At 57.5% G+C, this 20730-nt stretch carries 27 protein-coding genes; 13 read left to right on the forward strand and 14 right to left on the reverse strand.

The window, feature by feature from the left end; all coding sequences use genetic code 11:
* Positions 1-87 precede the first annotated feature (87 nt).
* Entirely contained in the window at positions 88-951 is an 864-nt protein-coding gene (locus tag LB554_RS15160; RefSeq protein WP_224585301.1) for an ATP-dependent DNA ligase, read from the reverse strand.
* Positions 952-1073: 122 nt separating this feature from the next.
* On the opposite strand from LB554_RS15160, the gene LB554_RS15165 reads away from it, so the two are divergent.
* Positions 1074-1508 (forward strand): hypothetical protein, encoded by a 435-nt coding sequence (locus LB554_RS15165; RefSeq protein ID WP_224585303.1) that lies wholly within the window; start codon positions 1074-1076, stop codon positions 1506-1508.
* A 57-nt stretch (positions 1509-1565) separates the two neighbouring features.
* On the opposite strand, the gene LB554_RS15170 is transcribed toward LB554_RS15165, so the two are convergent.
* Positions 1566-1787 (reverse strand): hypothetical protein, encoded by a 222-nt coding sequence (locus LB554_RS15170; RefSeq protein WP_224585305.1) that lies wholly within the window; start codon positions 1785-1787, stop codon positions 1566-1568.
* A 116-nt stretch (positions 1788-1903) separates the two neighbouring features.
* Between LB554_RS15170 and LB554_RS15175 the strand changes: the two genes are divergently transcribed.
* Complete coding sequence (locus LB554_RS15175; RefSeq protein ID WP_224585306.1) at positions 1904-2425, forward strand: DUF982 domain-containing protein; 522 nt, start codon at positions 1904-1906, stop codon at positions 2423-2425.
* 95 nt (positions 2426-2520) lie between these two features.
* On the opposite strand, the gene LB554_RS15180 is transcribed toward LB554_RS15175, so the two are convergent.
* A complete protein-coding gene (locus LB554_RS15180) occupies positions 2521-2709 on the reverse strand; it encodes a hypothetical protein (protein WP_224585309.1) in 189 nt (62 codons plus the stop codon).
* A gap of 1138 nt (positions 2710-3847) precedes the next feature.
* Between LB554_RS15180 and LB554_RS15185 the strand changes: the two genes are divergently transcribed.
* From LB554_RS15185 to LB554_RS15210, 6 genes are all read left to right on the forward strand, one after another.
* Entirely contained in the window at positions 3848-4090 is a 243-nt protein-coding gene (locus tag LB554_RS15185; RefSeq protein WP_224585311.1) for a hypothetical protein, read from the forward strand.
* A 270-nt stretch (positions 4091-4360) separates the two neighbouring features.
* Positions 4361-4750 (forward strand): calcium-binding protein, encoded by a 390-nt coding sequence (locus LB554_RS15190; protein ID WP_224585313.1) that lies wholly within the window; start codon positions 4361-4363, stop codon positions 4748-4750.
* Positions 4751-4986: 236 nt separating this feature from the next.
* Entirely contained in the window at positions 4987-5586 is a 600-nt protein-coding gene (locus LB554_RS15195) for an excalibur calcium-binding domain-containing protein (RefSeq protein WP_224585315.1), read from the forward strand.
* A gap of 14 nt (positions 5587-5600) precedes the next feature.
* Complete coding sequence (locus LB554_RS15200) at positions 5601-5891, forward strand: hypothetical protein (protein WP_224585317.1); 291 nt, start codon at positions 5601-5603, stop codon at positions 5889-5891.
* Complete coding sequence (locus LB554_RS15205; protein ID WP_224585318.1) at positions 5885-6613, forward strand: DUF1353 domain-containing protein; 729 nt, start codon at positions 5885-5887, stop codon at positions 6611-6613. Before LB554_RS15200 ends, LB554_RS15205 begins: the two co-directional genes overlap by 7 nt.
* Positions 6614-6897: 284 nt before the next feature.
* A complete protein-coding gene (locus LB554_RS15210; RefSeq protein ID WP_224585320.1) occupies positions 6898-8919 on the forward strand; it encodes an acyltransferase family protein in 2022 nt (673 codons plus the stop codon).
* A gap of 344 nt (positions 8920-9263) precedes the next feature.
* Here the strand turns inward: LB554_RS15210 and LB554_RS15215 are convergent, their stop codons facing one another.
* Positions 9264-9785: a superinfection immunity protein gene (locus tag LB554_RS15215; RefSeq protein WP_224585322.1), complete on the reverse strand. Its 522-nt coding sequence runs from the start codon at positions 9783-9785 to the stop codon at positions 9264-9266.
* Entirely contained in the window at positions 9782-10420 is a 639-nt protein-coding gene (locus LB554_RS15220) for a DUF4339 domain-containing protein (protein ID WP_224585324.1), read from the reverse strand. Before LB554_RS15220 ends, LB554_RS15215 begins: the two co-directional genes overlap by 4 nt.
* Before the next feature lie 88 nt (positions 10421-10508).
* On the opposite strand from LB554_RS15220, the gene LB554_RS15225 reads away from it, so the two are divergent.
* Positions 10509-10784: a helix-turn-helix domain-containing protein gene (locus LB554_RS15225; protein ID WP_224585381.1), complete on the forward strand. Its 276-nt coding sequence runs from the start codon at positions 10509-10511 to the stop codon at positions 10782-10784.
* A 393-nt stretch (positions 10785-11177) separates the two neighbouring features.
* On the opposite strand, the gene LB554_RS15230 is transcribed toward LB554_RS15225, so the two are convergent.
* From LB554_RS15230 to LB554_RS15270, 9 genes are all read right to left on the reverse strand, one after another.
* Entirely contained in the window at positions 11178-11558 is a 381-nt protein-coding gene (locus LB554_RS15230; RefSeq protein ID WP_224585326.1) for a DUF3768 domain-containing protein, read from the reverse strand.
* 83 nt (positions 11559-11641) lie between these two features.
* The gene (locus LB554_RS15235; RefSeq protein ID WP_224585328.1) at positions 11642-12253 is read right to left on the reverse strand and encodes a tudor domain-containing protein; all 612 of its coding nucleotides are present in this window, start codon (positions 12251-12253) and stop codon (positions 11642-11644) included.
* 320 nt (positions 12254-12573) lie between these two features.
* A complete protein-coding gene (locus LB554_RS15240) occupies positions 12574-13068 on the reverse strand; it encodes a hypothetical protein (protein WP_224585329.1) in 495 nt (164 codons plus the stop codon).
* A gap of 275 nt (positions 13069-13343) precedes the next feature.
* Positions 13344-13703 carry a hypothetical protein gene (locus LB554_RS15245; protein WP_224585331.1) on the reverse strand — a complete coding sequence of 120 codons (360 nt, stop codon included), beginning with the start codon at positions 13701-13703 and terminating at the stop codon, positions 13344-13346.
* Between the two features lie 341 nt (positions 13704-14044).
* On the reverse strand, positions 14045-14635 hold the full coding sequence (locus LB554_RS15250) for a hypothetical protein (RefSeq protein WP_224585333.1): 591 nt from the start codon (positions 14633-14635) through the stop codon (positions 14045-14047).
* A gap of 657 nt (positions 14636-15292) precedes the next feature.
* On the reverse strand, positions 15293-16147 hold the full coding sequence (locus LB554_RS15255) for a hypothetical protein (RefSeq protein WP_224585335.1): 855 nt from the start codon (positions 16145-16147) through the stop codon (positions 15293-15295).
* On the reverse strand, positions 16131-17009 hold the full coding sequence (locus LB554_RS15260; RefSeq protein WP_224585337.1) for a hypothetical protein: 879 nt from the start codon (positions 17007-17009) through the stop codon (positions 16131-16133). Before LB554_RS15260 ends, LB554_RS15255 begins: the two co-directional genes overlap by 17 nt.
* Positions 17009-17332: a helix-turn-helix transcriptional regulator gene (locus tag LB554_RS15265; protein ID WP_318013207.1), complete on the reverse strand. Its 324-nt coding sequence runs from the start codon at positions 17330-17332 to the stop codon at positions 17009-17011. The genes LB554_RS15260 and LB554_RS15265 overlap by 1 nt, the downstream gene beginning before the upstream one ends.
* A gap of 130 nt (positions 17333-17462) precedes the next feature.
* Positions 17463-18440, reverse strand: a complete 978-nt coding sequence (locus tag LB554_RS15270; protein ID WP_224585340.1) for a hypothetical protein — start codon at positions 18438-18440, stop codon at positions 17463-17465.
* 507 nt (positions 18441-18947) lie between these two features.
* On the opposite strand from LB554_RS15270, the gene LB554_RS15275 reads away from it, so the two are divergent.
* The 4 genes from LB554_RS15275 (at position 18948) to LB554_RS15290 (ending at position 20718) form a co-directional block, all read left to right on the forward strand.
* Positions 18948-19157, forward strand: coding sequence for a hypothetical protein (locus LB554_RS15275; protein WP_015314065.1), 210 nt, complete (start codon positions 18948-18950; stop codon positions 19155-19157).
* A gap of 148 nt (positions 19158-19305) precedes the next feature.
* A complete protein-coding gene (locus LB554_RS15280) occupies positions 19306-19494 on the forward strand; it encodes a YodC family protein (protein ID WP_015314066.1) in 189 nt (62 codons plus the stop codon).
* Between the two features lie 213 nt (positions 19495-19707).
* Positions 19708-20130 (forward strand): EF-hand domain-containing protein, encoded by a 423-nt coding sequence (locus tag LB554_RS15285; RefSeq protein ID WP_224585341.1) that lies wholly within the window; start codon positions 19708-19710, stop codon positions 20128-20130.
* 45 nt (positions 20131-20175) lie between these two features.
* Positions 20176-20718: an RNA polymerase sigma factor gene (locus LB554_RS15290; protein ID WP_224585342.1), complete on the forward strand. Its 543-nt coding sequence runs from the start codon at positions 20176-20178 to the stop codon at positions 20716-20718.
* The last annotated feature ends 12 nt before the right edge of the window (positions 20719-20730 follow it).

The following is a 20730-nucleotide window of genomic DNA, read 5'->3' on the forward strand; positions in this document are numbered from 1 at the left end:
GAAGCTGGCCATCCTAGTCGGGACGGCTATTCGATCGCGTCGCCCTCGCCGACAGCCTCCGCCTTCCTGACGGCAGGCACGCGTTGGCTATTGCCTATCCCGGAAATCGAGCAGCTTGGCGTGACGTAGCTTCTCCTCGCCCTTCAGGAACCGCACGCGGCCGACCAGACCGGGCTTTAGCCATTCTGCCTTGTCGCTCTTCAGACCCTTCGGAACAGGTCCGCCGACCTTGCCTTGCACGCGATCCCACAGCGCTTGTCGCTTGTGAGCCTTGAACGTGACAAAGGCGCCGCCGGCATAACGGCCTTTGTCGGCCATCAGCACCATCGCAGGTTTCCCGGCCTCGCGTTGAACGCCAATGATGTCCATTTCCTTTTCGGCATAGCACTTGATCTTACGCCAGTTCATCGTCGGTCCGCTGCGATATTTGCTGTCCTTGCGCTTTGAAACCATCCCCTCCAGGCCGGCTTGATCGACAAGGTGATAAACGGCATCGCCGGTCCCGGGCATTGCTTCGCTGAACTGTATGCGTCCGCCGGTCGGGATCAATGCCTCGAGAATTTCGCGGCGGTCTTCCACCGGCATTTCGCGCAAGTCATGGCCATTGAGGTCTAGGAGGTCGAACGCCACCAGATAGAGGTCGCGAGATGGCTTGCGGCTCGTGATGGCTGATTGCAGTGCATGGAAGTCAGACAGGCCAGCTTCGTTGATGGTGATCGCCTCGCGGTCGATGATGAAGTCTTTCGCCTCGATCGCCGCTGCTTCGCCGGCAAGCTGGATGTAGCGCCCGGTCCAGTCATAGCCATTCTTGGTGATCAGCCGAATCCCGTCGTCATCCTTGATGACCTGGGTCCTGTACCCATCGAATTTTATCTCATGAATCCACTCATCGCCTTGGGGCGGGGTGTCGACCAGTTCGGGCTCCATCGGCTTAATGAATTTCAGACGCATCAACTCACTCACGAAACCTATCATTCAATAAGCTTTAGCTAAAATGGTTCCCAAACGCAGATTGCAGGCGCGATGCAACAAAGCTAAACGCGCCACGTTGCCACCCGGAAAACGAGGCGACGATGACGAAATACCGGGTGGAAGAGATCTACGGTGACTTAGTCGTGGTGTCTGGTGACGTTGTGGAGACCGATCCAAGGAGGGCAGCAGAGACGTTGGCCGGTCAGTCTGTGTCGCCAGGGATTTTGCAGGATCATTGGTTCCGAGTGGTCGATGAGGAGAGGTCCACCGTATATGGATACAGCATGGTTGGACCTGACCAACGGCCGGATTTCCTGGCATGGAGCGAAAGCGCCGACTTCGGTCCGCCGATTCGTGGCAAGGTGCACGGGGCCGAACTCGCAGACGAGCAAGACCATTTCTACAATTGCCCGGCATGCGGTCAGCGGGTTGACCAGCGCGATTTCCACCAGGTGTTCTGGCACGAGCGCCCTGGTCACGAGCCGCTGGAGCCAAAGCCCGAGGCGAAGGTGATCGAATTCCCTAGGCGGAAATGACCTTTATGTTCAGCAGACGACGAACACGTCGCAGCCTCGCTACCCAGCATTGGAGCGTCACTCTGGAAGACCAGCTTCATGATGCACGATGGCATCGAGCACCGTTTCATAGACGCTGCCGGTCTCTTCCTCGATTTCGGTGCTACTGATCCCGATCGCCTTCGCGTCGGCGAAAAGCTTCTGAATAGCCTCGGCAACTGAAATCACGTCCGAACTGGCTAGACCTGACACATTGCTGATCAGCCACTTGTCGAGGAAGTTGATCCCGCGAGTGCTCATGGGGGCATAAGCCGCTGAGGGATATTAGGTTCCGCTCATTCGTCCAGCGGCGACTGAGGTCCAACCTGTGGACGAGGCTTGTCATTGACCGCGCGGGTCGCCGGCGTAGATCGCTTTTGGAGAGCCGCCTGCAATATTGCAGCGGCGAGCAGAATTCCATCCGGTATCGGTTCGCAAGACTCGGCCTTTTCCATAGCTGGATAACAAATGTGAATCTCGATTGTTCCGCGCCGAACAATGCAAAAAGGCCGGCGGCGACTGCAACCAATGTCAGTCTGAAAAGTTTGCAAGGCCTTATCACCGTCAAAGAGGGGTTGACCTTGACTGCTTTCCTGCCTGTACAGATTAAATTTGTGAACTTCCAAACAACGGCCGTCTCGTCGGTCGCCGAAGCCAGAGCGGCAATGAATGGGCAATGGAAGAACAAGGAGTTGCATTCCTATCGACAGGCACTGCGTCTGCTGGATGAGGCCAAGGCAGGAACTTGCCGGCAATCCATCGCGTTCGCGGCCTTTGTCAAAGCCGCAAGAGATCAGGACATGGTTGTTTCAGATCAGCCGAGTGAGGGCCTCAAGCGCTTAGACGCGCTGGCAAGCTCGATCTATGCCGAGGATCGCCGGTCGCCACGCTCGGTTTGAGCTACAAGCGCCTCCAACCTAGAAGCCCGCGCCCCTCGGCAGAAAAGCGCGGGCTGACCAAGTTTGCCCTTGGCCAGAAGGGCGAAAAGGTCGGTTTACTGTCCGTACGCAAGGGGTGCATGGTGGAATGTGCCAAGCAAATAGAAGAAACCAAATATCAACGCTCCAGCGCCAAGGACGGCCGCGACCATCCCCGCAACCACAAGAAATGCGTGATGAGGCGGAATGCCTTGGCTCATGGCAATGGCCATTGCCATGAGTGGCAGCAACACGAGATAGCCCATTAAAAGAACCCCATTTCGAATGCCCTCAAGCACAATACGGTAGTCTTGGCACCGGTGCGAGACCCAAAACGCAAAAAGCCCGCTGACCGGAGCCAGCGGGCAAGCCACTTGGGAAGGCCGCCGGGAGTGGTGCGGCCAGCTCCCGAACCTTGGCCGCTGACACATGTTCCGCAGCCCTTGAAAAAGCGCGCCGAGTAGCCATCAAGCTGATTGAATGACGAGCTCGGCCGTGAGCCAAAAGCCGGCCGCCATAAACACCAAGATCACTGCCGCGAAAATAAATATGCGCATGCCCGCCCCGCTTCAGGCGGCCCTTTACCACACAACAAAAAGGCCTGCCACCTTTCGGCAGCGGGCAAGTGCAGGAGTGCGCTGGGATCAACCAGCGCAGGTGAAAGGGTGGCGGCGAAATTGGTTGTGGGGATCGACCCAACGTAGACCGATATTAGACAATGCTTGCTTGCACTCCTGTCTTGATTACGCGATGGTCAGTTAGGGCAATATTGGGGCGGGGCTGCGTGATACCGACGCGTCGGGTTCATCGCGCACGGCGACGGCATGATCACAGACTTATTTCTCACAGCGCTCGCTGCGTTTTCTATTCTGATTCCACTCTACTTCATCCTCAAATGACGGGGCATCGGCTCCAGTTCCGCCCTGAACAAACCGGGGATTCACATTCGCCCGATTCGATCTAGATTCTCGGCATGAAATACGCTTTGATGATATCGCCAGCACCTTGAACGCCCCTCACAACAGCCAGGGGAGCCGCTACAGCTCGCTGCCCGGAAGATGGCAGCGAGCTTGCTCCTGGGCTTCGCAATCGGCTTGGGAAGCGCGATTGACCACGCTGTAGCGGGCTGGATATGCACGTATTTGCGACAATGCTAATATTAAGCCATTATCCTTTCTACCGGGAGGATCACCGGCATGGCCCGGTTGCCGGTCCCCAAACCTAAGCACACCCCCGGCAGCCCGGCCGCCCCTCACCCGCAGAGAATAACCCCTATATCTGGGCGCTTCTTAAAGCAGAGGCTAAAAGCTCCACTCTGCCTGAATTCAACGACAGTAGTTGTCACCGCTTGCACGAGAATCAACTTTGATAGATGCTGCCACTTAGCCTTGGGAGGGCGAGGGGATGAAAATAAATCCAATAATGGCACTTGGTGCCATTGCAGTGCTATGCGGCTGCCAGACGGGTAATCAAGCTGACTATATGCAGATCGGCTACGGGCCTAGTTTCGACGTCGCCCATGCTCAATGCGAACTTAAAAAGGGTTCGGCCGATCAAGGCTATTTGCGATCGGATCGCCGGGCTTTGTGGCGGGTGCCGGAATTGGCAACGCTCTCGGCAACTTGGCCGCCGAAGATCAATTCATGAAGAACTGTCTGATCATCAATGGGTGGAAGCGCGCGCCTCATGGTCAGGGAGTTGCAGCAGCCGCAGCCGTGGCTAGTGGCGCGCCACCGACACCATACGGGATAGCCCGCGCACCTGGCAGCTGGATCAATACGGCATTGCTGGACTGGTCGGACGCGAACAACAAGTGCATTGCAGGCGAGAAGGCCGCTTGTGCCACCCGTGCAACGCTTGCCGCGAAGCTGAGGGCAGCCGGCGTCAACCCGGCTCCGGTCTAAGGGGTGCGGGCCCATGCGAGAGAGAATTTCGCTGTATCTCGGCATTGCCATCACGGTCAGCGGCTGTGGCGCCGACTATCTCAACAACTACGACACTGTGACGCTAGCGGCTGGTGACGCCAATCGTTCAAACATGCTGCTGCAGACCGTGGACCCGTTCAATCCGAACAGCCAGAACACCCACATCGAGGGCGATGGGCAACGCTCGGCCGGGGTGATTCAACGCTATCGAGGCGTACCACCTCCTGCGGCTGCTTCGGGCCAAGATCCTAACAGCCGGGTCGATTTGGACTGCGCGGGCGGCAAGGGGAACAATCCTGTCGTGCAAGGCCCGGTCGCCGTTGGCCCATCCGATCCAAACGGGCTTGATCGCAACCATAATGGCATCGGCTGCGAGGGCTGACTTACAGTGGAGAGGTCTCGATACGACAATCGGTCTGATCAGTGGCGCCAGCGGACCGGCGCCAAGCGGCGGCGCGTACTCTTACTGGCCAGCGTTCCGAAGCGGCTCGTTTTGAGCACGGTCGCAGCGGCTGCGTTGTTTATCGCTCAGTTCGTCATGCAGCGCACCGATGGCCTGCCGGATCTGACCTGTCGAACTTGGGGCCGAAGCCGGCGTCGATCGCGGGCGTCGCCTCCGTGATCGATGGCGACACGATCGAGATCCACGGGCAGCGCATCCGCTTCAACGGCATCGACGCGCCCGAGAGCCGGCAATATTGCGACGACGCCAAGGGATTCGAATACCCTTGCGGGCGCCGCTCGGCGGACGCGCTGGACGCATTCCTGGCGGCCTCGAGGCCGGTGCAATGCACGTTCGTCAGCTGGGATCGCTATAGCCGCTTCGTTGGGGACTGCCGGCGCGCCAACGGTGCCAGCGTGGCCGCCTGGATGGTCGAGCACGGCCAAGCACTGGATTGGCCGCGCTACAGCCACGGCGCGTACGCCCAGCAGCAGGCGGCCGCTGAAGCGGCAAAGATCGGGATGTGGGTCGGCAACTTCCAAGCGCCTTGGGATTGGCGAGCGTCGCATGCAGATGGGACGGCGCCGACGAACCAACCGTTCGGCCTAGTCACCAGAAAGCTGGTCGCGCAAGGCGGCGGCTATACATGCGAGCCGCGGCGAACCTGTTCGCAAATAAGCTCTTGTGAGGAAGCGAACTGGTACCTGCAGAACTGTTCATGGGGCGGCAAGCTCGACCGGGACAAGGATGGCATCCCATGCGAAAGCCTATGTTGAGACATTCGCGCAAGATGACGACATATGCCGCCGCCTTGGGACTGAGCGTAGTGTTGCCCTCGCTGGCCTTGGCGCAATTTAGTAGAGAGCCTGATGGCGAACCTACGGAAATCGCCCAGCAGATCATCCAAGACAACTTTTCGCCCGACGTCACTCCCCTTGTGGTTGATGCGCGCCGCCTCGGCGACGGGTCGATCACGGCCACATGCAACAACGACGAGACGTTTCGCATCTTCTCAGCGGAGGGCAATGGGATCGCCATGCGATGTGCGGCCGCGCGCGAACTGGGAATTTCCGGATGTTGAAAGAACCAAAGGGATGGGCATTCGCAATTGGTTTTTCTATAGCCATTCTCATCGCTGGATGCACTTCGGTCGACTATCGGAAGCTCGCGACGGGCCAGTTGTCCGGGAGCTTGTTCGTGATGTGGGTCGGTGAAGGCAACAGTTCCGGTGACGGCAATTTCCTGTTTGTGCCGGACCCCCCTCTGGTCTTTCATCGGGCGGATACCGCCGCTCCCGGCGGAACGATCCAGCCGGGTCTCATGTACACAGACGGCGGTTCGATCCCGAAGATCGCGCAGGTGTTCAAGGGACTTTCGCCTTGGGGATATGCGCCAGCCTACATGATTCACGACTGGGTCTTCATCGCGCATCACTGCATTGTGGACGGCAGCACTGAGAAGCGGTTCGATCAAGTTCGGGGCGTGGACTTTGCCGAGTCCGCGGCAATCCTTGGCGAGGCTATCAAGGCCTTGATAGGCACCCGGCAGGTGGCACCCAATGATGTCGCGCCCGGGGCGATAACGACGGCTGTAGGAAGTGTCGTTGCCAAGAATCTCTGGGACGAGAAAGGGGCATGTAAGTCACTTCAGGTTAGCGCGAGGGACGTTGCCGCCGCAGAGGCTGCCATACCGGGGTCAACTACCAAAGCTCATAATCTGAGGACCTTCCGGGTTCCTGAAACAGCGGTGCCGACCGTACCAGGAGTCAGGCAAGCGAAGATTGTCGCTCGCCTGTCCTTCTAACCAAGCCCGGTCGGCCAGTACCGGTCATCGGCAGGCCGCTGGGTTGGCTTTGCCTCGCCCGGCTTGCTCAAGGCTCCGTCCGGTAGCCTCGTATTTTATCTCATGAAGCCGGTCGCCGTCGTCAGGAGCCTTTTTTCGACCAGCGCCGGTGACCGAGGACTCGATGAAGGCGAGTTTTTAAATATTTTCGAGGCCGCTCTCGACTATGGTGCGACGCACAATTTCGTGTTGCGGATGCGAAGGGTCTGATCTAGAATTGCTTATATGCAGGGCTGGAGCTCAACATGACCAATCGCGAGGTTTGGCTCGATGCTGCGAAAGGTGTGGGCATACTCCTTGTCGTGTCCGCCCACATTGCAGGGGCTGGCAGCAGTCGGTGGGACGGCATTTTTGCGAACGCGGTATTGCTTTTTCATATGCCGCTGTTCTTTGTAATATCTGGCTACGTGTACAAGCCTGCAGACCGCAGTCAGCTCTTCTGGAAGAAAGTCGCTAGCCTTCTCGTCCCGTACGTGGCGTTTTTGTCGTTTTTGACGCTTGCGGTGATCGCTCGTAGAATGTTGCTGCACGACGCTCCCGCGCCTTGGGAACTTCGAGAAATGGTGGTCAACGACATCCTGGGCGGTATGCGCCTATGGCAGGACTTCGGCGTATTCTGGTTCGTGACTTGTTTGTTTCTCACCCAGATCATCTACAATGAAGCTGCGACTTGGGCAAAGGGTCCAGGCACTTTGCGGATGGTCGGGTTTATCGTTGTCTGCGTCGTGCTTGGTTATGCAATTCAGATCCACTGGCCGATGAACCGTTCACCTTGGGCAGTCGCGGCGGTGCCCATAGCGTTGTGCTGCTACTGGTTTGGTCATCTGCTTCGAACGCATCAATTCCGACCTCGCACCGTGTCCCTTTTCGTGGCAACAGTTGGCGTTGTCGCGCTCGCCGCAGCAGCCAATGGCGCCGACATTCAGTTCAACATGAAGTATTCGATCTTCGGCCCTCCTGTCCTGGGTCTCCTGATCGCGCTGGCCCTATCGCTTGCCGTGCTCATGTTGGTGCGGAGAGCCGCAGCTACAACACCAATCTCAGTGCCTATGGCCAAGCTCGGAGAGGCGTCGTTGGTCATCATGTTCTTGCATCAGTTCTTCCAATTCTCTCTTCGCAGGGTGGGAGTGGGCAACGAGGCCGTTATCTTGCTCGCGGCGGTATCTGGCCCTTACGTTATATACCTGCTGTTGAGACGGTCTGCGTGGCTCTCACCATGGTTCCTCGGGACCGGTACCGGTGCGCCGGGCCGTGCGATTGCTTGGGTCCGCAATGGGCTCGGCTGGCGGCTCGAACAGTATCGCGCCGACGCGGTCCGTTCATTGAAGCCAGAAGTCGCGAAAGCTTTGATCGCCCTAAGATGGCCGCTCAGGCGAAAAGGGCGGCCCCACGGTTTGTCTGCGGAGTTGATCGTCTCCCTGACGTCGTACCCGAAGCGCTTTTCGACTTTGCATTTGACGTTGCGCTGTCTTCTCTCCCAAACCGTTGCACCAGATCGCATCATTCTGTGGGTTACTGCCGAGGATGCGGCCCAGTTACCCGCGTCCGTGACGTACCTGAAATCTCAAGGGCTCGAAATTCGATTTTGCCGGGACATCCGATCTTACAAAAAGATCGTTCCAGCCCTGCTCGCTTTCCCGACGGCCTACATCGTCACGGCAGATGACGATGTCTATTATTCCGCAAGGTGGCTCGAGGAACTCGTCAAGCGCGCGGACGAAAGATCTGTAGTGTTCCACCGAGGCCATGCAGTGGCCTTCGACGACGACGGGCAAATTGCAGCCTACAACAAGTGGACGTATGACGTTGCAGAGACGGCTGGAATGCTTTTCCCCACCGGGGTGGGGGGAGTGCTCTACGGGCCAAAATCGCTATCGCCAGAAGCAGTGGACGAGGAGATGTTCACGAAGCTCTGTCCCCAAGGCGACGATATCTGGCTGTTCTGGATGGGGCGTCGCGTAGGGAGCACTTACGTCAAAACGCCGGGGCGATGGATGGAATTTCCGTGGAAGGGGTCGCAGGACTCGGCTCTGCACTTAAGCAATGTCGGCGCTGGCAGAAATGACCACCAGATCAGCGAACTCGCCAGCCACTTTGGTGTCCCACATATCAATGGACTTTCTCGGGAGGAGCTTGCGCGGTCGCCCCTTAGCTTGGAGCAAATGCTCGCGACCATCCAAAAGGCTGTTGAGAAAAAAGGCGTACTCACCCCAGAAGAAAGCAGGCAGTTGTGGACCACAGGCAGCTTGGATGCCCCTGAAGCTTAGCTAATGCTGCGGTCTTTGACACGGCTCGACTCTGCATATGCGCTCGACAATCCACCTCGGCTTAACAAGTTGGACTCTTCGGGACTCCATCGGTGAGCCATCGGCTCGAGAGCCAATAAATCAACTGGCCTACCTGAGGCTGCAATTTCGATGATTTTGATCGGCGATGGCGAGGGGTGGCCCGAACATTGCGTCGGCTCGATCGACCAAGCAGCCCCGCAGGCGATTTCGCGCGCTGGCGGCCCCTGTATGGCCTGAAAAACACCTATTGAGGCACCAAGGCTGGGGTGATTTTTCGCGTTTCAACGCCTGCAACCTTAACGTGCTTTAATGTGCACCACAACCTAGTTCGTCAGCCCCCCCGCGATCAGGTCGCGCATGCGCCGAAACTGGGCGTCGTCAATGACGCCATCATCGAGCAGCTTTTTTAGTCGCTCCAGTCTGTCGACAGTATCAAGGTGCGCGGACTGAACGATTGATCGTTGGATGCCTGAAGGGTTCTCGATCCGAACCCGTTGAACATCGTTGGCGAGAAGGTTGAGTCCAGACTCACCGCCATTGGACCCGCCGGGGTCTTTGCTGATGTGCATGGCCATAAACGCCCAGATGAGGCAACCCAGCCAGACAATGCCGGTGCCACCCAATGCAGTGCACAGGACTAGGATCAGCCACCTGTTTGGGTGACCTCTGAGGAACGCGATGATCGCCGGTAGCTCGTAGACGATTGCGACCACCAACAGGAAGATGCCGAAAGCCACGGTCCCGGCGTCGAGGTTGTCATCCAGGGCAGCCCGCGCTTGGCCCGGCATTAGCATGGTCGCGGCCGATATGACGCCAGTGGCGAAGAGTAATCGGTTCGCCTTCATTGCGCGGTGAGCGCTCCAGCGCCCAGCACGTAAACGACGAAACCCACCAGCCAAATCCATAACGGCGTCAGCGGAGCGGCGGCGACGTACCGACGGCGAATGAAATATCCTATCGGGGTCAGCACAATGAAGATTAGCAACCAACGGCGTAGCGGATTGCGGCCTGCGTTGTTGATCGCTTTCGCATCCTTGTATGCCAGCCAAAACGTAGCAATGCCAGTCCAGATCGAAATTCCACGGGCTTGGGCGTTATGGCCATAAGGGTCAAAGCCAGCGGCTACAAACGCGGTCTCGACGGCCAGCAAGATTAGTGGAACGAAGGCCAGCCACATTGCCCACTTTTCGGTTACTGCTCCAGGTTGAGCAAGCACCGCCTGACCAGTGGCGACTGGTGGAGGCCCGGCTGATGGTGAAGCTTGCGCCATAGGGTTGATGGGAGGCGGCAACGGCGGCGGCGTTGTTAGCCGCGGCATCTGCAGCTCTGTATCGTGAGCATGCTTCCACTGCTGGCCAAAGCTCGACGTCCAAACTCTCGTGCCCGCATCAATCAACCTGTTCGCAAGCAGCACATTGAGGTCGGCCTCGCTCACCGGCCCAACATGAGTGCCGTCTTGCTCGTAGTACCATTCGTTCATTTATTACCCCCAACGATACGAAGTCCGCATGAAATCAGGGACTGACAGTCCGTCGATTGTCAAGCCGCAATCATTGTCAATGGCGGGCATGAATGCCCGCAGCGCTATCGGATGGAATCTGCGAAAGTTTCGAGTAGCGCGCGGCCTCTCACAGGAGAGGCTTGCGCTTGAGGCGGGTATCGACCGGGCATATCTCGGTCGAATCGAGCGCGGCTCTGAAAATGTCACCGTCAGCACACTCGAGTTGGTAGCAAAGGCTTTAGAGATCCCAGTTGGCACGCTGTTCGAGGAGCCTGAGCCCGGGTCAACTCGGCCGGGACCACTTCGTTCAGGCAGGAAGGCTCGGAGGGATCGAGCACAGTGACACCGCTCGATGGTTTGAGTTGTTGGCATCGATGCTCCGCGGGTTCAGATTCCGGCTTGAGAAAGGCTGAAAGGTATGTTGCCATGTCATCGCGCTCGGCCGCGTTACGGGCGGGAAAAGAGATGAGGGCGAGCAAAAGCATTCGCTCCGCGTGTATGGCGTCGCAGATTGCTTGAGGGCTCGCCGAAATAGGTTCACGGGCTAATCGCATGCACTTCGCGTATGCGACGCAGTGGGAGCAAATAGCTCTCATCAACACAGGCGACACATCTTCGTCCAACGTGCCGCCAGCGCTTTCGGGCAGGTTGCCTGACCAACGGGATGCCAATGGAGCAATCAGCACGGCCGGGAGTGCGCCCAGGAGAGCCCGGCGAGTAAGGTTGCGCCGGAGCATCAGTACTCCTCCCCGAGCATAATGGTCAGTACGCGGGTAGTAAGCGCCGGGTTGGCTGGGTCATCCGACCCGTACGTCATCGACTTGTCGTAGTAGTCGACCTTCCAGATGACGGTCTTGCCGCCAACTTCGATCACAGCGCAATCGTGCTCGCCGTGCGGGTCGTTGTCTCCATTGAATCGGTCGAAGCTCGCGACCGCCGAAATGATGTCCCCACGGACGTTTGCCTGAAGGCCGGTGATGCCGACCGTCAACACGACGCGCCCACCTTGTCCCGTTCTGCGCAAGCTGTCATTTAAGCTCGCGATGCGCTGCTGCCGAGTACCGAGCCCACATGCTCCGCTGAAAGTGCAGTCCAAAGCCATAATCGAATCCTTCATCCTGGCCGTATCCACGACCCTGTGGACGATTTGTGTTGGGGAGAGTGGGCGGCAGGCTGAGCAATGCCGCCCGAACTGCTCGATCAGTCCCGATGATCGGGATGGAGCAAGGCAATGTGGATCAGCTTGCGCGTAAAGGCCGGCGCGTCGAGCCAGTCACGCCAACGAAGGGTGAACAAACCTTCCGGACTGATCTTCGTGACGGTTGCTTCGTACCAGCCTTGAAAAGCGCCCTCGGTCGCCAGCACCAAGCTGCCGATTTCGATCTTATCCCAGTCGGTCGGCCGATGCGGGTCGGGGCGCCTTGGGCCACTCTCTGGTGCGCCGTCTGCTGAGGCCCTTTTGCCGGGCTTGGTTTTCTCGACCGCTGGCTTTGCGGCTCGTACTGGCCACACATACGACTTCGGCAAGTGATCGGCGATCATGTCGAACGTTGCCGCTTTCACGAACGGCACGAAGGCCTTGCCGGAGGCGAACACACGGCCCTGTGGAAGCTTGCCCGCAAGATCTCTTAGCTCGTCTGTCGATGCCCGAAGCGCCGCCATGCCCATCATGCCAGCCGCCTTCTCGGCAACGTCGGTTTCGGCCTCGCCGAACCACGAGGCATGGGCTTTGCCGCCGTCATCGAGGCCTAAGACTATCAGGACTGGCAAAGTGGATGGCGTTGCCACGCCATTGGCTGCTGGATTCGTCATTTGGTTCTCCAAAAGAAAAGGGCCCCGAGATTGGGGCCCTGGTGCGAGTTTCGGACGGTGATCGGTGGTGTCGGCGCGACGCCGCAGGCGCAAAACCCGGCCTCAAGGCCCCAAAACGAAAAGTGCTCAAACCCCACCTAATTCGGCCTTCAGCGGCCAAAATCGACCGTCCGAACAGCGCATAGTATAATAGGAATTTATGCCTCTGTCAATCGATTTGTCAATATGTCCAGTTAGTTACCGACTAACGCCTCCCCTGCCAGCCGACAATTTTGGGCCATGCCAGCGATACTTTCGGGCGACTGACTGGGGCAGCGACGCTACGCCTTCGCATCGTACCGTAAGCGCCTTGCGACCTCGACATCGATCCGCACCCTATGAGTGCGCGTTAGGGCGTCCGAGGAAGTTATCCGGACCGACCGTTTCCCGACGGCAATCGAAAGCGGCTCATCGAAGTCCGCTAGTTTGGCGAAGCGCTTGACCATTGAATACAGTTCAATGTCGAGCTCTGATACCGTAAGGTCTGCTACGATGAAGGCGACCAACTCAACGAGATCGGCGTTGGCCTTCCTGGGCCTAGCCGGGGTTTCCTCAGGATCAGACAGGCGGTTCAGGAACAGGAAAAAGTAAACGTGCGGAAATTCCGCCGCAGGCAGATAGCCATAGGATCGGACCTGTTCAACGAACTCATCGATCTTATCCAAGAATGGATCTGTCATGGTAATTTGTTGTCCGGCCATGACAGCTTGGTCTACTACCCAATCAAGTAGTTCGTGAGGATCAGTAATGTTGCGGACTTTTTTAGTTTTGGACACGATGGTTCCTCCAAGTCGGTTATCGGTTCGTCAGGCAAAACCCTTTACGGGCCCGGAATCTTTGTTCCAGGTTGGGAATGTTCGGGCTCTATTGAGGTGTTTTCTGTAGGGCCTTGGTCGAAGCTTCTGCTGGCAGCTGACCCTGTGTCCGTGGCGACCCAGCGCGCGGTTAGCAACATACCAGGATGACGAGATGTCTCTACTGGGCAGTCATCTTAGCCAGCCATGTCACCTCCATAAGTTCAGCGAGCGGGCTATGCAGGGGGAAGGTGGATCTAATTAGTGATGTCGACGGCAACTCGGAGGCCGAACTCAGCCTCGAAGGAGATCGTGCTCCGAGTTTTGGTCGAGCGTGCTTCACGGGTGATCTCGAGCGCACCGACCGGCAGCACTGCCTTCGCGAGGGCCTCGACAAAATAGTCAGCTTTCAGCGGTCCATAGCCCTTGATGATTTCCGCGTAGCAATCGGTCGCCAGCCAGCTGACGATGGGGGAGCATTTTTGAGTTTCGAGTTCGTACAGGCAATAGAACTCATTGTTGAACCACTCTCCCCAATCCCATGGCTCAGCCAGGAAGCCTTCTTCAACAAATTCTGCGACGACCGGGTCAAACAGCCTGATCGCACCCTTGGGCACGTCGCGAATGGGCGCATGAGCTTTGGCCGCGTCCGCAAGCCACCCGATCAGTCGCCCTGCATCCCGTATTTGTTTGATGGCGCATCTAGGCTGTTTTGATTTCGGGCCAGCGGCCCGTGGTTAGTACTACCTTGCGGTGGCGAAACATGCTTTCTCATTTCTGTGTCCTTAAGATTGGAGGTTGAATAGGTAATAATTTCGCCTAGCATCTTCCGTTAATCCGGCAGCGGGAAGTTGATTGCACAGCCCTTTACGCGCCGAAAAGTCTGTCTCCAGCCTGACGTCGTGGTCATCGTGATTAATCAGCGGTAGGAGCTAGGTGTCCTTCGCGCTGTCATCGGCTACGGTTTTAGTAGAGACCCGCCGCGGCGAGTCTTCTTGCTCGATGCCTTTTTGGGAATTGAAGCTTTCGCAACCACCTCCCAACCGTAGCGGGGGTGCCATGGCCGCAGCGCGCTGCGCACCCGAAGCTGCTTTAGGACGGTAACGTCGATCAGTACGCCGTGGGCAGCGATAAAAGCGTCGGAGGACGTTATCCTGATGCCGTTTTCGAGGTTCTTGAAGGTAATAGCGGACTCAAGGCGCGCGACTTTCGCGAGTTGCTCAATCACCTGATAGAGCTCTTGCTCCTGGTCCAGGATTGTTCTGGCTATGAGGATGTCATGAACGAACTCGATAAGCTTTTCACTCGCTTTGCCAACATTGCTGGGTTGCGACAAAACGTTGAGAACTTCGTCCAGGTAGACACCCGGTTCAGCTTGGGCAGGTAGAAAGCCGTACGCGTGAATTTCAGTAACCATTTCGTTTAGCAATTCGATAATGGTGGCTGCGACAGGGACCATAGGTCCCGCCTGCATCGCCTTTTCCAACATCCAGTCGAGCAGTTCGAAAGAGTAGGTGATCGGGCGAATAGTGCTGGTCGGGGCAGTCATGTTTTCCTCGCTATTGTTGTTGATGATCGAAGGCAAAACCCTTTACGCGCCGGAATCCTCATTCCCGGTTGGGCAATGTTCAGGCTCTGTAGAAACCGTTCCCTCGGCGTCGAACGGAGTTTATTTGCGGCTGACCTGTTCCGTGTTCGTGGTTTTGATGGTCATAAAATTTCTCCTTCAGTGTTTGTTGGGTGAGCGATAGGCACAGCCCTTTACGGGCCGGGAACATGCGTTCCTGCGTGGGTCAGTGCTCTCTGTATTGAGGTTAGGTTTATTGGTGTGATGAGCCCGTCACATGTGGGCGGGCTTATCGATCATGAACCCTATCAAGGGCAGGAGTTGATGGTGATCATAGCTCGATAGGTGGCCTATGCAGTGAACATATCAAATGGGGTGCTTACCCGGGTTGTGGTGTAGGTTAGGAGCGTTGAAGTGTGCGGTGAGGTAGTTGGCGGGGTGGGGGGTAGTGTTACTGCATTAGTGGTGATTAACTCCTCATATATAGTCCTTGGGAAGGCACGTTGTCGGCGCGCGAACACACCAAATCCTAGGTATGAACACAGCAAAATCGTGCCTTTGAACACACCAAACCGGAGCGTGAACACACCAAATTGGCACGTGAACATGACAAGATCTGGTGTTTGAACACGACAAAATTCATGCCTGATTAATCAGCGCAAGCCCTCCTCTCCCCACCTTCATGCCAGCGAGAAATGTTCGATCACGCGGCTTCATACCGAGAAGCCAAAGGTCGTGTTCCAACTTCGCCGCGACATTGATCGCAAATCCAGTTCGGTCGACATTCTGGCGTCCATCAAGGATTGACCGACGTCCCGTCACCTCAGCCTTCATCGAATACGCAAGCGCGTTGTGAAGGTTTGTGACTGGCTTCGAGACAACGGGTTTGAATAGTCTTCCAACGTATTCAGGCGGGGGATCACGAAGCGGCTTGAAGACCCGGTCAACTTCAGCCCTTTCCGCCTCGACAGCGACCGTCAGGTGAACATGCGGCGTCCAAAATTCGCGGCCATCGGCTTCGCGGTTATAGGAAATATCGACAGCACCTGCGGCCAGCGCGCCGGCCCAGTTTGCCGGAGCAGCCCTAAGGCGTCGGCGAATGCCCTGGAAAAGACCGTTGACCGAGAAAGTGTCCAACTGGCCGGCCGGCCGAAAGTAGTCGGGGGCGACGATGGTCACGAAATGCTGCGGACGGCCGTCGCGACGCATCAAGATCGCGGCCTGTCGTACAAGGCGGTTAATCTGACGACGCTCTCCAAACGTGCAAGTGGCGCTGCACGTGATATTGACGCAACCCGAACCATCACATTGCTTGAGGTGGCCCCAACGGTTCTCGTCGATCTGGTTATTGGAGAACCTGGCCAGCCGGCTGGAGTGCAGGCGGGAAAGCTCCTCAGTCGACAGGATCTTTTGCACGTTGCGGGCCTTCAGAAATGATACGTCCGAGCGTACCGAGTTCGCGGAGTCGTCGGTGAAGCTAAACATTTTCTTCATGTCCTTTTTCCGTGACAGCGGCTTTCTCAAGCTGCTCGACCAGACGGCGAAGTAACTCCACAAGTGGCGCACCGCTGGTCGCGAGAGCATTGACGTTGACCCGACCCAAGCGGCATTCGAACTTTACGACCTGCTCCATGCCATTGTCGGTGTGCCAGCTGGTAACCTCTAAGTTGGAAGTGTCAGGCAGAGAGTCAGTCGTGACCGGCGGCGCCTGCAGTATTTCCGGACCCGCGGTCACGCCGACTTGCTCGGTTCTGCGCTTCGCACGAATCTTGCGTTTGCAGATGCTGAGTGTCGTCGCCAAGAGCCACTCGGCTAGGTCGCCCGGCGACACATTCATATCGCGAGCGTGTTCGAGTACGCACGCATAGTCGGAGCATGCGGACCGGTCTTCCTTCTCAGGCTTCACGAATACCGTCATCGCAATAAGCGCGACCTTTTCGGGGGAGGGAGTACGCTTCCGGTGCTGCCGAAAGTAGTCCTCGCTCAGCACATGATCGACAGCGGCTGCGCCACCAACCAGCATCTCGATGTAGAGCTTGTATGGCGATGCGAACGAGTACACTTTCTCCTTCCAACCGCGCACCAAAAGCTGTGTTGTGGTCTCCCGGTGGCATTCCATCAGTGCTCGGCGAAGCTCCGTGGAGGGACGCGCCTGGCGAAAGCCGTCTACGCAATCCTGGGCCCCAAGCGGCAATGCTATTTCGGCTGAGCCGAAATTGGCCAGATTTGCACCAAGCGCTATCCCAAGTTTGGAGACCGAAGGGGATTCGTTTTCGATTTGATCTCGCACCTCCACCTTGCCATCGACAAAATCGATCACCTGAACAGGGACAGCGTCGGTTCTTCTGTTGATCATTACATGGTCCCCTTGGAATCAACCCAAGAGGGAGGCGCGTTATCGATTAACAGCTGAACGTCCGACTGACGCCAGACAGTCGTACGAGGCCCAAGTTTGACCGGCTTGGGAAAGCGGCCCGAGCGAACACCCTCCCACCAGGTCGACTTGCTGACCGGAATAGGCCCGTGAGGGCTGATAACGGCCTTCAGACGCAGAAGCGCTTCGAGAGGTTTCGCCTTCGGCGGGCCATCGCCCACAGCGAAATTCGTCATTTGAGATCTCCTCTTTCGGGGCGTTGCACTACAATTGTGCAGCGAGAGGAAACCTATCGACCTACCCATACGAACGGAAAACGACTAAGTTCTTACCAGACTCAGGATCGTAAGATACTCTTTAAATAGCTGATTTTAAGAGGAAATTTCAATCAACAAACTGGATACCCGCAAACGTCATGACAATTTTGTTCCCTCGCTATGCTCTCAGCGCGGCCAGGACCTTCTTGGTAAGGGGAGGCGGATCGCACGGCGTCTCGTCAAGGTCGTCGGGAAACTTCGGGAACCTAAGGCCAGCCAAAGCCCGTTTGTCGACTTTAGACATGATCTGTCTTGTGGCCCATTTACTCCTGCTTAGAAAATCCTGGACCAGGTCGGGGCAATCCAGAATTTCGTGGAGGTCATCGACGAACGAATCCGATTCTGGATCGAGAACCCATTCGATTTTGCTGTCGAACTGCTCGACATAAAGCATGGGCATAGTCGCTGCGTGCGACTTCCAGAACGAGCGAAAAGATTTGTCGGACAACCCCCAATCGTATTTAAAGCCATGGTTATTTATGGCTTTATGGGCCCGCTGGATGCTGGGTCGGGTGTCAAGTTTGTCCGCATCTGCAGATAGGAAATACCAAGCAATGCTACCTGCAACGGATCTCGCGGTGAAGGGCTTGCCGTCAATGTTGAAGCATCGAAAATGCGGGATGAACCCTGTTTCTGGTTCAAACATGCGTTCGAATTGACGGAGATCGATGATGCCCGATAGCTCCTCAAGATCCGCGCCTTCAAGATCATTTAGAGCTTCTGCCTGTCGCGACCGTCTAAAGTACACAGCGCTCAAGGCCATGAGTGCCATGGGCCTCTCTAGCACTTGCATAGGCCACATCAGCCATATCGCAATTTCGAGGATTGCTTGCCTTCGGACGGAGCGATCGGTTTCCTCGCGCGATAACATAGCAATCGCTTGGTCAATCCTGACCATCGCTCCCTCGTAGTCCGGTGCCAATTGGCTAAAAAGGCCAGGGTCGCGCTTCCAGCGGTAGATGGATGATAACGATGCGCCGGCCGCGCGACACGCTTCCTCCGTCGACTGGCCCGCATCAATCTGCCCGTCGAAAATCTCTACCTTTTTCAGTTTGTCGTCGATTGTATGAGGTTCAACCCGACCAGACTGCACCATGCCCTAACTCCACCTTGAACTCGGCGACTCAGCGTATGTTGAAACGCCTGCAATGTGGATTCCTACCTCCACGAGACTGGGCCTTGGATTCATCAGCATTGATTGGGGGTATTTCTGGGGGTATTCCCAGCATAGTTATTAGATTTATGTTGTTATCTAAAACAGTTACCGTATACATTCGATGCCCCTAAGCGGCACCAGTTTTTCAAACCGATGGTCGAAGCTGCCTGGACGCGCGGAAGAGGCCCGAATCCCCGGCCGTTTGCGTTTGCCATGGATGCAAGGACCTGCCCGTCGATCGACAACAACTCGGGAGCGGTGCAGATCTGGCCGAAGACCCGCGAGGCAAGTCGCGACTTGCTCCGGGCTTGGAAAACTCGCGAAAGCGAGCAATTCGGGATTTTCAAATCTCAATAACAAATGATGGACCGCGCATTTCTATTTTTTTGGAACAGACACTTGGGTTGCACATTTCCTGCCGACAGTTCCATGACAGGAGGTTTTGAATTGCCAAGGCGTGTCGACAAGGAAAAGCTGGCAAGAGCGGACCGCGAGGCGAGGCTGGTGCTGGATGCCGAGCGTCACGCAAGGGACGCCAAGACAACCCGCCTGAGGGAGCAGAGACTGCAGCAGGAGGCATTGGCGGACAAGGCCCCGCCTGCGCGCCGACGGGAGCCGACTGGGAAGCCGGCCAGGCGTGTGATCGAGGTGGACTGACCTGTTGGGGGGTTGCCCGGTTCGCCCCGATGGCGCGTCAGCGATGTCTCCGCGTTGCCGCATAAGACAGTAGCCCAGAAGACCCATATGCCATTGTCGGGACCCCCGTTTTGGTATGAAATGTCGGGTGTCAGCATGGGAGGTCCAAATGCCCAACACTTTCAAGACCGGAGACGTCGTCAAGCTGAGGTCGGGAGGCCCGAAAATGACGGTCAGCGACGGCGCCGCTTCCGGCATGTATCTGTGCCACTGGTTCAACAAAGACGGCGATGTGTGGACCCCGCAGCATGCCGGCTTCAAATCGGATCAGTTGATCGCCGCCGACCAATCGACGTAATTCCCGCCTTCGCCAACGGGCGGGCCGGCCCGGCGCAATTCAGATGCGCCGGACGAGGTGTTCTGCCGTACCCTGGGCCGCCAAAGTCCATCATCGCCGGCAAGCGGCGAGATAGGCATGGCGACCGACGGATTTCTGCGATCACGACGTTTAACGGTTGAAGCGTGACCATGGCATCGGGCCATGGCAATGCGCCAACCGGAGACGTGAAGCATGATACGCCGTTCGATCCTTGCCGCTGCCCTGTGCCTGCTGACCACCGCGGCTCTGGCCCAGACAGGGACACAGCCACCGGCCGCCACACCGCCCGCCGCGACTTCGTCGGCCGCCAAGTCCGACATCACGCCGGCCAAGTTCCAGAAACGGCGAGAGAAGGCGATCATGGCCGCCGACACGGACGGCGACGGCAAGATCAGCCTGCTGGAATGGGAGGCCTTTCAGGCCAAGCGCAACGTCAAGGGCGATCCCGCCAAATCCTTCGCGCGCATTGATTCCAACCATGACGGCTTCATCGACCGGGCCGAGCTCGATGCGTTCTTCGCCAAGCGCTTTGCCAGGCTGGACAAGAATGGCGACGGCATTCTGACGGGCGACGAGATGCCGGGCCACAAATCCGCTCCCAAGCCGGAGCAATGACCAAGAGGCTATGACGCATGATGGACATTGGGTGTGCGCCAACCCATGAGCCCCGACCCGGACGAGGAGCTGGTTCGCCGGGTCGGCACCGGCGACCCCGCGGCGGTGCGGACGCTCGTCGCGCGCAAGCTGCCGCGCATCCTTTCGCTGGCCGCGCGCATGCTCGGCGATGCGGCGGAGGCCGAGGATGTCGCGCAGGAAACCTTTATGCGCATCTGGCGTCACGCATCGGGCTGGCGGCGCGGCAATGCACGCTTCGACAGCTGGATCCACCAGGTGACGCTCAACCTTTGTTACGACCGGTTGCGCCGGCGCCGCGAACAGGTGACCGACCAGGTGCCGGACATTGTCGATCCCGCCCCGCTTCCCGATGCCCATCCCGGCGAGGAGGCGCATCGGGTCGAGCAGGCCTTGCAGGCAATCGCGCCGCGCCAGCGCGAGGCGATCCTCCTGGTCTACTATCAGGAGATGTCCAACATAGAGGCGGCCGCGATCCTGGAGATCAGCGTCGATGCCCTGGAAAGCCTGCTTTCGCGCGGCCGGCGGGCGCTGCAGGTGATCCTGGCCAAGGATAGTGTCGATGAATGAGAAAGCCGCGAT

Source organism: Mesorhizobium sp. CO1-1-11 (assembly GCF_020164995.1).
Lineage (GTDB): Bacteria > Pseudomonadota > Alphaproteobacteria > Rhizobiales > Rhizobiaceae > Mesorhizobium > Mesorhizobium australicum.